Below are 12,268 nucleotides of genomic sequence, written 5' to 3' on the forward strand. Positions count from 1 at the left end.
CTAATGTCACTAGCACAATTACCTCACTTGTAGTATGTAGCCCTATACAACCTTTATTTCTTCTATTCTCGTCAACCCATTCCATTTAGGGGTACCCAAAGGTTTTATCGGAAGCGATTGTTATTGGCCTTTAAAATATAGAACGACAACGCATCAACAACATTTTTATTTGTAGATGAGATTTTGAATTGCACAGTAAAGTTATATAATTAACTATATGATTTAACCTTATTTATAAAATTTTATTTATATATACAGAATATATGTAATTACTGTTAAAAAATAGAAACAAATATATATTCTTTATTAAGAAATATAGTTTACGAGTGTTCCTCTAGGTTGATTGCATTCTTTTAAAACAAGGGTAGAGTGGAGCAGCTGAGCAGCTTGAGCTGAGCCTTTAACTTTTGCAGCACTTCTCTCAAGCATCAGGGATTCAAATTCATGCAGTACACTAGTTTTTAGTCCTTTTTCTCTCCATGGGGTATGGGTACATCCTTTGACGATCAATCGCGCTAAGAGTAAGGCATCTAACAAGGCTTGGTTGGCTCCTTGTCCTTTAAAAGGGCTCATGGGATGGGCTGCATCACCAAGTAGTGTCACAGCATTCATTTCTTTCCAATTGGCAGGATCAACAACTTCCCGATCATACACAGGATAGCCCGAAATTAGGGTAGGTGCAGTAACTTTTACAATTGAAGGAATAGGATTGTGCCAGGGCGTTCTGCGACAAGCTTCTTCATACAATGCCTGTTTGCCTTGTGCAGCTAAGGCAATAGCTTCATTTTCGTCCATAGGGAAGCTCAGTTGCCACATAATGGAATCTGCCGTATACGGCATAATATAGATGCGTTCTTCTCCATTGGCTGTTTGAAAGACAGTGGCTGAATCGAGTAATTCGCTTGTTGTTTCTTCTTGTATGGCAGCCAAGGGACAGATTCCCAAAATAACCATACACCCCAAATAGTGCAAAGGAGCTACTTCTTCGCCCAGGCTTAGTTTTCGAACGGTACTTCGAATCCCATCTGCTCCAACCAAAAGATTGGTTCGCTCTTTTTTGATGTGGCCATTCACTAGAAAAGTCAGTTCAATCTCCTCCGTATTCAGAGGCGTATAGTCGAGCAACTGATGGCCCCATTCTACAGCTTGCTGTTGGCCCAATTGTAGGAACAATGCTGAGCGTAGCGATTGACGCGGGATGTGAAAATTACTTCTCTTTTTTGGGGTGGTTTGATTTTCCTGCTGCCATTTTCGAAGGCCCCATTCGCCAAGCACTTTACCATCGGTTTGGTGAACTACGTGCTTGGTAGAAATAACTTGATCATCTAAAGATAAAAGTCCAAAGTCTTTCATTACTTTACCCGCTTGTTGTAAGGTCAGTCCATAGCCTTGAGCACGAGCATTCAGGTGTTGATCTCGTTCATAGAGGGTAAAGGGGATTCCGCGGTGTAAACAAGCAACGGCTAAGGCGATACCACCAATGCCACCGCCGATAATAGCTAAATGAGGGTATTGTTCATCTGGAATAGGAGGGGAAGTAGCAGGCACAATACCAGCCCCACCACACTTCGAACAAGGGGAGTAATGAGCTACAGCTCTCTCCTCGGCTGCTACAGACAATTCCTTGCTGTACTTTGCTTTTTTTCGCCTTCCTTTGTTTTTCTTTCCGAGCCCATGGCAGGCTTTACACGCCGTCCAATGTAGCTGTTCTTTGTCTCCTTTTTCTTTCTTCATTTTATTGATAGGTCTCAATCACCCAAACGAAGAAAACACAAGGCTGAACGATTGGGGAGCTATTTAGCCAACAAAGTTACAATAATCGACAGCTAATTTGTCCAAGGACGAGGTATTTTAAGTATAATTTAAAAAATAAAAAGGTGTACTTCTGTCGCCTAGGTGGCATGATATAAAGGCCTTGACATAAGCAAAAAGTAGAGTGAATAGCACCTCTGTTTGTAGATGTACTTTAGTATGCTAGCATTTTACAGCTACAATTAAAAAGGTTGGTATATGGTGTAAATTTTAGTTTTATCTTTTTGTTTTTGTGTAATAATTATAAATATACCATTCTTTATGTGTTTATAATGGTAATTGTATATTTTTATTTTCAATAAAAATTTAATTAAGATGATAAAAAAGATTTATTTAGTAGTAGCCATGGGGATTATGGCAGTAGGCACTCTAGCGTGTTCAGGTGACGACAACAATTCAAGACCTATCAATCCAAACTACCAAGAGACAATTCAAGGGACTTGGCAGAAGTCAAAGATCTTCTATTTAGACAAAAACAGGAAGGTAATTGGCCAAGTAGCAGCCCCAGATCATGAGGGTTGTGGTGTTGATAAACGAGTATATGCCAAAGGTTCTGTTACGAATATTTTTAGTTATAAAAACCATGCGGCTACTTGTGTGACGGAGCGTTTACAAGAAGAATTCGATATTGTTGGAAATAAGATTAACTATACCTATGCGGATGGTGATATGTTAGTGGTTTTTCAAGAAGAAATTATTTCTATGCAAGCAAAAAAAATGGTAGTATTAGATTTGAATATACAAACAGAAGCTGCCGTAGAAAAACAAGGCTGGCCAAAGGGAACAACCTTTATTCAATTTGAATTAACAAAAAAATAAGCGGGTTGTACCCTCTATTTAAAAGAGGGTGTCCCAAAAGGTCACCCTCTTGTTTTTTTATAAAACAGTAATTTTTTCTTTGATTAAAAATTCTTGAAAGTAAAACGAATGTTAGACTCCGATCGCGGGGAATACTATTTTTTTACAATCGTTTTGTTCTATACACCTTCTACACGAATACGCTACAAAACTACATCTGTCGAAATTAACCTAAACTATCCCCTTCCGTGTTTTTCCATTAGATGGAAAAAAAAAGCACAAAAGGGTTTGTTTTTCCTTCAATAAACAACACAAACAGCTGTTATTCAGTTGTTTATTTGGTTTTGTTTTAGTTTTGTTCGGGTCTTCTTCGATAAACCTTCGTATTTACGGGGGTTTAACCCCGATTTACCGAAGCTGACTCGAAGCAGACTCGAACAAAACCCAACCCTTTACCGATGTACAGCAAGAAACTAAATACATCTTTTTCGTCTAAATTCATCTAAAAACATAAAACTGTCCGATCGGGATAAAAAAAATCCCGTCTATAAAAGTCGGGATCTTGTTTTTTGGGCTTTTTAGACAGCTTCTTTTTTTTATGTGCTCTGCTGAGACTTTGTTTTGAATTAAGGCAGACAAAACAATAGGCAGTAGCAAAGTAAAGTATGAATAGTTAAAGATATTAAGGAGAAGCTTTGGGTGTTAAAATAGGATCTGCTTCTGAGGAATAATAGCGGTATATCACATTGATTTTATACGTGAAGGTAGGGCAGTAGATCCTCCTTTTAACTCAACATAAAAACAGTGATTAGTCCAATACATCCATTAGTTTAGTCTTGGATGGGAGAGGATGCTGTTGTTGCTTTGTATTTGTAAAAGAAAGAGCGAATAAACAACGTAATATTATGATTTCAACCCTACCAAAATGGGTAAGTAGTCTCTTTGGAAATGCACTACGTCCCAATATGAAAATTGTAGAAATAATTTATTTAAGTACAGCAATTAAGCAAATCCGATTTAAAGGAGACATCTCCAAATGGAATTTTCAAGCAGGCTATGCGAATGTTATTCGAATCAACGATACTGATTTTAGGAATTATTCCGTTGCGGCATACAATTTAGAGGAGTCTACCTTTGACATGATTTTTACGCTTCACGGCAACGGTGTAGGCAGTGATCTTATTGCTTCTTTGCAAGTTGGAGATGAACTATTTATCTCATTACCTCGTGGCAAAAAACTCTATGAATCTTTTGTTGAACAACAGCTGTTTTTTGGCGATGAAACCTCTTTGGGATTGGCGTGTTTCTTACTTCCTCTTTTTAAAGAAAACAAGCAGCGCTTTCATTTTTATTTTGAATTAAACGCTTCTAATGAAGAAGTACCACAGCGCTTGGGATTAGAAAACTTTACGATTGTGCCAAAAAACAATGCATATAAAGAACCTACATGGATGGTGAACCTGTCATTATTTGAAGATCCGAATTGGGTAAACGCCAATTTTATTCTTACTGGTAATGTTAATAGCGTACAACAAATAAGAAAAACCCTAAAAGCGAAGAAGGGTGGGAAAATCTGTTTTCAAGGTTATTGGTTAGAAGGAAAGAAGGGGTTATAAGCTTTGTTTTCATGTAATGGGTGTATCGCTAAGCGTATTAAGGTTAAGCTATTTAAATCAATATAGAATAACCTTAATACTTTATGACTATATTTATTGGTGTAATTCGGCTTGCTACAAATTTGAAAGAATTAATTATAAAAATCAAGAATATAAATAATAGATATCAAGCATGTTTAGAACAAATTTGGATTCATTTTAACTGCCTTAAGAATACCTTTATATCTAAAATGTCGTGTTTCTTGATTTCTTAAGAAACAAATACTTTCAATTATATTACTTTTTGTTTTAACTCCGTTCTCGTTTGTTTGTTCTATATCAAATTGATCTATAATCATGATGATTCTTTTAGATAAAATGTCATATTTATCTTTATATGTAATGTAGTAATATTGATCTTTTTCTAATAAGATAGTTTTGTATTGTTTGTCTTCTATACAAGGATATTCTTTATCAATAAATAAAGATAAATCACCATTTTCTGTTGTAATAAGAGGAATAGGACTACTATTAAATATTTGATTGTTATCTAATTTTTCTATTTTTCCAGTAATAAGATTTTCCCCATATATTTCAAATTGATAATGGTTGAATACTATGTTTTTAATTGATGCAATTACAATTTTCTTAGTTTCTTCTTGATCTTGAGAATAGTAAAAATAATAATCAGTATTTTTATAATTCTCAATTTTTGCTAATTGTTCACTATTAGGGAGATCAATTAGTTGTAGAATATCTATGGGAAGAATTTTTTCAGAAAATGTACTTTTGACTGGATTATGCCATTTACATTTTATTTGTTGAATACTTTTTACTCTCTTACCTGTCTTTTTATCATAGTTCTTATCCGTAGATGAATTAACAAATTCAATTATTTCTAATAAAGGAGGTAAGAAATCTAAATGAGCAGTAATCTTATTGTTATTAGAAGTAAATGAGCCTTCATAATTAGATTTTAATTTTACTAATTCTATATCGACTGAGTTTAAAATACATTGCATATTTATTAAAGTATTTTTACTTCCCGTTTTTAAGTAATTAGAAATACTATTACCTTTATTGTTTGTATTACTTCTGATTAGTTTTAGTTCATTTTCTTTAAACCATTTTGTATCGAAGTCGCCTGTTTTGGTATCATAATACATACAATGGTATTGAATAGCTTTTTTTCCTGTTGTTTCATTAAAGTATTCAGGAATATTAACTTCAAAAATGTTTAATATTGGAGGCGTATATTCCGCTCTAGCTTTTATAAGGATATTGTACGTGTTTTCAAAATATGGATGGTTTTTAGTAGTTACTAAATCTCCTAATGAGAAGAGTGTTTCTTTTTGTTCAATCATTATAGTTAGGTGTTATTATATTTTATAACCAAAGATACCTATATTTGCGAAGCTTGTTCTGAAAAATGATTGGATTTTTACAACTAGATAGGACGAAAGAAAATTATTTTTACTAACTTTTCAAGTATTAGTTAGGTGTGTCGTTAATAACGATGACTAGCACTTCTATAATCAAAGATACTAATTCTTCTGATATGTATAGGTAGCTACTTAGAATAAATGTAAGTATTGATATAGCGATATCTTTCATAGTTGACTTTAATAGTGATTGATTGATGTTTCTCTTCATATATGTATTTATTACGTTACGGACCTTTACAATGACTCAGTTATTGGGTACTCGTCTGGCAGAATTGTGTATGTAAAAAAATATTCCAATATTGCTTTGAATCATTGTAGTAAGAACAAGCATTTTTTATTATGAAGAAACCAGATTGGATAAAGGCTAAAGGCTATATACATATAACTCCCACATTAGATGTACGTAATGATTGGAAGAAATTATATTATAAAATTACAAATAAAGAATATATAGCGTCATATGCTTTTTTTCCTCTTATTTATGCTGAGATAAAAGAGAGAAAATATAAAAAAATAAATAAAGAGGAACACACTAACAACACTTTATCAGGACGTACTCATCTATTAAGAAAAAAAGATAATACGTTAAAAAAAACACGTAAGATTAGACCTTTACACTATGCTAGCCATTTTGATTCATTAGTCTATGGATATTATGCAGATGTCTTATCTACTAAATATCAAATTATATTAGATGGCAATAAAGATCTTGATGACTCAGTAATTGCTTATAGAAAAATTAAGATAGATGATACTAGTGATATAGGTAAGAGTACTATTCATTTTGCTAAAGAAGCTTTTGACGAGATTAGAAATAGAGCTAAAATAGATAATGGTATAGCAGCTTTAACTTTTGATATTGAATCTTTCTTCTCAGGCTTAAATCATCAATTTCTTTATAAAAAATGGTGTGAAGTAATGCAAGTTTCAAAATTACCTAAAGACCATCTTAATGTTTTCAAAGCATCTACAAATTTTAGATATATACTTCGTGACGATTTACGTATTAGACAAGTAGTTGGGAAACGGAGAGTCGGATTTGATGAACGAAAGCTATTTAAGATAAGAAGAGATAAAGGATATAAATGTTTCTTTCGAGATAATAAAGACTTTAGAGAGCATATTAAACAAGGTAAATTAAGGATTTATAAAAATCCTTTTTTCAAGTTTGATAAAGATTTAGATAAAAAAGTAAATATAGGTATTCCACAAGGACTACCTATAAGTACAGTATTAGCTAATTTATATTTACTTGATTTTGATAGAAAGTTAATTGACAAACTTGTAAAGGGAAAAGGGGCTTATTATAGAAGATACTCTGATGATATTTTAATTGTATGTAGTATTGCTGATATTAATGAAATAAAGGAGTTTGTTATAGAAGAAATTAAAAACTCCTTTTTAGGAATAAGTGAAGCCAAAACTGAGCAGTTTATATTTCAAGATTTAGAGTTTGATTCAAAGGGAAATAGACGATTGACTTCAATTAAAGTTGATGGAAAGGAATTAAAGGTAAATAAACCTCTGATATATTTAGGTTTTGAGTTTAGAGGTTATAATACCATTATTAAATCTACAAATTTAGCACGCTACTATAGAAGGTTATTGTCAGTTGTTAAAAGAAGAGCTAGACGAGCAAATAATAATTATGGAAAGAATCCTTTTGCAAAGAAGGCTGTTTATCTAAATCAAATTAAAAAACTTTATAATGCTCCATTAAAATTAGAAGATGGGGAACATGCTGATCTAAAACAAAGAAATCGTACTAGATATAGATTTGAAAAAAATGAATTAGGTCAATATGAATTAGTACTATTTTCAAGTAGCCAAAATAAAAATTCAAATTATATAACGTATTTAAAACGTTGTGATAAAATATTTGAAAAGAATGGAGATAATTCCTTTTTAAGGCAATTAAGAAAGAGAAAAAGTATAGTAAATCACTCTGTTAAAAAGCATTTAAATAAAAATTAATTACCTAAAATAATAAGATAAAACATAATTAAATTGTGGTTTCCAAACACAACCACTTAGCCAGATTAGAAGCTTAGTAGTACAGCTAATGCTTATTTTGAGTTCAATCAAGATAAAATGTACTTCAATAGTTTTGATTCTCGTTCCGCGTTTATAAGGCTAATTTTTATAGCGATTTACTTTATATTATATATTTTAAGTATTAGTTTTCAGTCAGTTGTAAATTTTCCATATAAGTTTTATCTCCATCTAAGCCAAAAGCCTTAAATATTTCTCTTTTTATAGCAAGGTTGGCTGGATTTCTTAGGTCAAATCGGGTGTTGTAGAATGCGGCTTTGCTCTGCCAGTACGGAAGATTCGATTTTGTCTTGATACATTCCACAAGGCTATCAGTATCCAAACCAAAGCCAGCATCTTCTTTGCGATACGGATTTTCTTCATAGCCCAAATAAAGGCTGTCATCTTCATGTAGGAGATAGCGGTCAAACACTTGTATATCTAGAGTGCGAAACAACATCCCATATTGTAAGTAGACCATAGAAGGGGAGTCACTGCTGATGCTTTTACTATAAGAAATGAGCATGTCATATTCTTGTGGTTGCAAGGGAAGATGACCAATTATGGGATTTTCTCCATAATAAAAATGGTTGTCCATGATGATTTGAGAAGGTAGCGCAGGTGTTTGAGCAAGTGCTTGTAAATCTACGTTTTGGGTATCGCTTATTTTGTGGTATACTTTGACAAGAAGGCATTTTCCCATGAGATTGGTCAACCCAAAGTGTTCGTTTCGCTTTATTTTATTGGTTTTAATCTGCTTTTGAACATCGAGGAGAATACGTCCAAATCCCCATTGGTTTCTTCCTACCTTGAAAGCAAAAAAGTCGCCCTCAGCATACTTACAGTGTTGTCGCTGGGCTTGGCTAAATTGCGTAATCGCCTCTAACTCTTGAGGGGTAGTAGCGGCTATCCATTGATCTAACCACAACGGCAGGTCTTCTAGCTTATGATTGGGCAATTGTTCACTGTAAAACGAGGTCTGTGTGGTATAATTCGACAGCGTTAGGTATTCATTCCAAAAGGAAAAATAAACACCAATCCCCTTAAAAGATTGAGAAGCAGTAAAATTGAGCTTTTTGCTCTTGCCCGTGCCCGTTTTAGGTAAGAGTATACTTCTGTTCTCTGCTGTTTTTTCACGGAGGCTGCGCTCAGTATAGCCTTGTTCGCCCACGCTTATTTCTTTGCGTATCGTGTCTCCCTCAAAGTAATAGTATTTGTTAAACAACGATACGCGTTCCCAATGGGCCTCAACCAGTTCAAGCCCTAAATAGGCACGTTGTTCATTCGAAAGTTCAAATTCTGGAGTAGTCATTCTTTTTCGTGCTAATTTTTTTTTTCGTGCATTTTTCGTAAAAATAACGATAAATAAAAACTATACCTAGGATTAATTGAAAATGACCAATTTAGTGACCAACACCTACCAAGACGGAGGAAATGAAAGTTAGATGACTAGCTGTCCTTTTTCGGATGGTGAAGATTAGGGTATTAGAAGAATACAATCCATTAGTCTACTTTGTACTGGATGATTTTCTTTGTGTCAAAAAAATGGAGTGCTTTCATTTGTTGCACAAGTGTTTCCATTCCCTGTTCATTGATGACATATAAAATAATAATAGGTCTATTCAAATGATCGTAAAAACTTAGAAGTGTATGATTGGTTAAATCACTAGCCGTTATTTTTGATAATTGCGGAAATAATTCTTTTATAGCATTCAGTGTTTCTTGATGATTTTTGTCAATAATAATCAATTGTGTTTGAGGGCTACTTTGTAGGGACTCCAAATTTTGTGGAGCTAAAATGGGGGAGGATAAACTGTTGTGCGTCAGTTGAAAATATTTCCCAAAAGCTTGTCTTATTTCTGTTCGTTCTATATTAGTTTCAGCATCATTGTAAATGGAAACTCGATTGAGAAGAACGCTATAATCTGTTCGCATATCGGGAAATTTTGCGGCAAATAAAGCAATAGCATGATCAATAAAAGGTTGATCTATCGGCTGTTGTTTGGCGAAGTATTCCTCAACAGATGGGTAAAGTTCCTTTGCAAATCCATCGATGTATTCGTTGTTGTACCAATCTTTTGTAAGTAAGCTACCACTGATGTTTTTATGTACCCACCCATTTCCTATGGCTGTAGCTAAGGCTTCATCAAAAAAGTTATAGGCATACTGCTTGTATGGAGAGGTATTTGCTTCGAACCACTGATCGAGTTGCTGCTGAAATTCTGGCGTTTGCTCATTAAATAGCACATGACACATTTCGTGAAAAACAACGCCCATTCGTTCGACACCTCGGGTATCATTCGTCAAAACACCAATACAAAGACTATTGGCATGTGGGGTAGCGGTTGAAATTCCCTTTTGTCCAGGAATGGGGTAAAGACTCACGAGGAAAGGAACATCTGCCGTCCATGTGGAACGATAAAAATGTCGAATTTTATTAAATATTTCCGATGATTGGGGAACGTATGTTTCTAATTTTTTTCGTTGTTCCATTATATTTTCCTCATAATCATCCCAGATTAAAACATCGTAATACGTTTCTGCTTGTTTAAGAAGCGTCACCAATTTCTGCTGTTCACTATGAGGTAAAATCCCAATCGACCTCTGTTTAAAATCGTCTATCGTATGGGCATTGACTAAAGCGATAATGAGTAAATCCTGGGTTGAACGAAATGATTTTCTATTTGCTGGATACCCCTCCAATTGATAGTGGTAATTCAGTTTTAAATTTTGAAAATCAATACAAAGCTGTCGAAAACTGCTGTCCTTTGCGATGTTTGGTACAATATACTCTCTTAAAGTAGGGGAAACTCCCTGCTGAGTGGTCATTGTTTCCAAGAAATTATATACACAATAGGGCTTGCTTACTTTGAACTGCATGATTTCTTGTGCAATTGAAAACTGAGCAAAAGCCAATAGGCAAAATAAGAAGAGTCGTTTTCTCATGTGTTTTTTTTGAAGGGATATTTAGGGATGTAAATTGGAAATTTTAATGCTTTAACAATAGCATTAAAGTTTCGATATAAATCAAATATAGAAAAAATAAACATCAAAAAATAAACTGCATTTTGAGTGTTGTCAAATAAATTAATACAAGGTAAAGTGTTATTATTTATTAATTCGACACTATTCACTTTTGTTGAAGATGATGTAGATCGCAGCCGATGTATTGGCTCGGAGTCCAACCTTATCGCGGAGTAAGTTAAGGTAAAGCGAAAGTTATCTTAGTTAATGTTGGGGTGATATTGCCATGGTGATTAGTTAAATGATAGATAATGTTTAGTTAAAGTGTTTGGAGTGTAATGTATCTACTTTTGGTTAAAAATAAATCAAAACAAATGAACAATTTTTATTTCAAACAGCTTATAGTCTGTTTTGCTTTGCTTTTGACTGGACAAATTATGGCAAAAGAAACACCTACAAAAAAGGTGGTATTTATTATTGTAGATGGAATAGCATACGATATGCTTGCTAAAACAGCTACTCCTTCTCTGGATAAGATAGCAGAAAAAGGAAGTTTACTACCTGCTTATATAGGCGGAGGAAAAGACACCTATACTCAGACTCCTACAATATCTGCAGTAGGATACAATAGTTTGCTAACAGGGACTTGGGTAAATAAACACAATGTGCCAGATAATAATATTGATGCTCCAAACTATAACTATCCCACGCTATTTCAACTTGTAAAACAACTGCAACCTACCTTAAAAACAGCTGTTTTTTCTACTTGGTTAGACAATCGAACTAAGTTAATAGGTGAAGGTTTAGAAGAAACAAATAAAGTGGAAGTAGATTATGCTTTTGATGGTTTTGAAATAGACAAACAACGATATCCTCACGACAATAATAGCGAGTATATTAAAGAGATAGATGGTGCAATTGCGAATCGTGCTGCTGAATATATTTTAAAACACGGACCAGATCTGTCATGGGTGTATTTGCAATACACTGACGATATGGGGCATCGCTATGGAGATGGAGCGCAATTGTACAATGCAATTACCTATGAAGATGCATTAATTGGAAAAATATATGAATCAGTAGTACAAAGAGAAAAAGAGTTTAATGAAGATTGGTTGTTTGTGGTGACTACCGATCATGGACGTACAGCAAGTGATGGTAAAGGACATGGAGGGCAATCGGATAGAGAGCGCAGTATTTGGATCTTATCTAATCAGAAAGATTGGAAAAATAAGACCACAAATTTTACGCCGTCTATTGTTGATATTGCACCTTCAGTCATCGATCATTTGGGATTAAAAGCTCCGATAGAAGTGGAGAGAGAGTGGGACGGTAATTCTATGTTTGATGCAGTGAAAATTGCCAACCTAAAGGGTGATATTAAGCGAAATAACTTAACCTTAACTTGGGAAGCAAGCCAATTGGATGGCAAAGAAACAGCCGAAATTTGGGGAGCCTCTTCAAATAATAAAAAGCAAGGAGGAGAAGATACTTTTGTTTTATTAGGAAAAGTAAACCTAAAGGATAAAAAGTGGACAAAAAAGTTAAAAAATCACTCAGGAGAATTCTATAAGGTTTACTTGAAATCTTCAGTAGGTCAGTTGAATACTTGGATAATGTAAT

The 12,268-nt window shown here is 33.9% G+C and carries 8 protein-coding genes; 4 read left to right on the top strand and 4 right to left on the bottom strand.

The annotated features are described in order from the left end of the window. Nucleotides 1-306: 306 nt before the first annotated feature. Nucleotides 307-1,734, bottom strand: a complete 1,428-nt coding sequence (locus H4K35_RS10115) for an NAD(P)/FAD-dependent oxidoreductase (RefSeq protein ID WP_182627578.1) — start codon at nt 1,732-1,734, stop codon at nt 307-309. 393 nt (nt 1,735-2,127) lie between these two features. Between H4K35_RS10115 and H4K35_RS10120 the strand changes: the two genes are divergently transcribed. Continuing rightward, nucleotides 2,128-2,631: a hypothetical protein gene (locus H4K35_RS10120; protein ID WP_182627580.1), complete on the top strand. Its 504-nt coding sequence runs from the start codon at nt 2,128-2,130 to the stop codon at nt 2,629-2,631. An 884-nt stretch (nt 2,632-3,515) separates the two neighbouring features. After that, nucleotides 3,516-4,226 (top strand): siderophore-interacting protein, encoded by a 711-nt coding sequence (locus H4K35_RS10125; protein ID WP_182627583.1) that lies wholly within the window; start codon nt 3,516-3,518, stop codon nt 4,224-4,226. 176 nt (nt 4,227-4,402) lie between these two features. On the opposite strand, the gene H4K35_RS10130 is transcribed toward H4K35_RS10125, so the two are convergent. Next, entirely contained in the window at nt 4,403-5,569 is a 1,167-nt protein-coding gene (locus H4K35_RS10130; protein ID WP_182627585.1) for a hypothetical protein, read from the bottom strand. A gap of 420 nt (nt 5,570-5,989) precedes the next feature. Between H4K35_RS10130 and H4K35_RS10135 the strand changes: the two genes are divergently transcribed. Further along, nucleotides 5,990-7,624 carry a reverse transcriptase domain-containing protein gene (locus H4K35_RS10135; RefSeq protein ID WP_182627586.1) on the top strand — a complete coding sequence of 545 codons (1,635 nt, stop codon included), beginning with the start codon at nt 5,990-5,992 and terminating at the stop codon, nt 7,622-7,624. A gap of 202 nt (nt 7,625-7,826) precedes the next feature. Here H4K35_RS10135 and H4K35_RS10140 read toward each other — a convergent pair whose 3' ends face one another. Continuing rightward, a complete protein-coding gene (locus H4K35_RS10140; RefSeq protein ID WP_182627588.1) occupies nt 7,827-8,993 on the bottom strand; it encodes an immunity 26/phosphotriesterase HocA family protein in 1,167 nt (388 codons plus the stop codon). A gap of 191 nt (nt 8,994-9,184) precedes the next feature. Beyond that, a complete protein-coding gene (locus H4K35_RS10145; RefSeq protein ID WP_182627590.1) occupies nt 9,185-10,627 on the bottom strand; it encodes a hypothetical protein in 1,443 nt (480 codons plus the stop codon). Between the two features lie 392 nt (nt 10,628-11,019). On the opposite strand from H4K35_RS10145, the gene H4K35_RS10150 reads away from it, so the two are divergent. Continuing rightward, nucleotides 11,020-12,267 (top strand): alkaline phosphatase family protein, encoded by a 1,248-nt coding sequence (locus tag H4K35_RS10150; RefSeq protein ID WP_182627592.1) that lies wholly within the window; start codon nt 11,020-11,022, stop codon nt 12,265-12,267. The last annotated feature ends 1 nt before the right edge of the window (nt 12,268 follow it).

Source organism: Myroides sp. NP-2 (genome assembly GCF_014145665.1).
In the GTDB taxonomy this organism is placed as follows: Bacteria; Bacteroidota; Bacteroidia; order Flavobacteriales; family Flavobacteriaceae; genus Flavobacterium.

Coding starts and splice junctions, on each gene's coding strand:
- H4K35_RS10150 (WP_182627592.1), top strand. CDS start 11,020: ATGAACAATTTTTATTTCAAACAGCTTATAGTCTGTTTTGCTTTGCTT.
- H4K35_RS10120 (WP_182627580.1), top strand. CDS start 2,128: ATGATAAAAAAGATTTATTTAGTAGTAGCCATGGGGATTATGGCAGTA.
- H4K35_RS10145 (WP_182627590.1), bottom strand. CDS start 10,627: ATGAGAAAACGACTCTTCTTATTTTGCCTATTGGCTTTTGCTCAGTTT.
- H4K35_RS10135 (WP_182627586.1), top strand. CDS start 5,990: ATGAAGAAACCAGATTGGATAAAGGCTAAAGGCTATATACATATAACT.
- H4K35_RS10125 (WP_182627583.1), top strand. CDS start 3,516: ATGATTTCAACCCTACCAAAATGGGTAAGTAGTCTCTTTGGAAATGCA.
- H4K35_RS10140 (WP_182627588.1), bottom strand. CDS start 8,993: ATGACTACTCCAGAATTTGAACTTTCGAATGAACAACGTGCCTATTTA.
- H4K35_RS10115 (WP_182627578.1), bottom strand. CDS start 1,734: ATGAAGAAAGAAAAAGGAGACAAAGAACAGCTACATTGGACGGCGTGT.
- H4K35_RS10130 (WP_182627585.1), bottom strand. CDS start 5,569: ATGATTGAACAAAAAGAAACACTCTTCTCATTAGGAGATTTAGTAACT.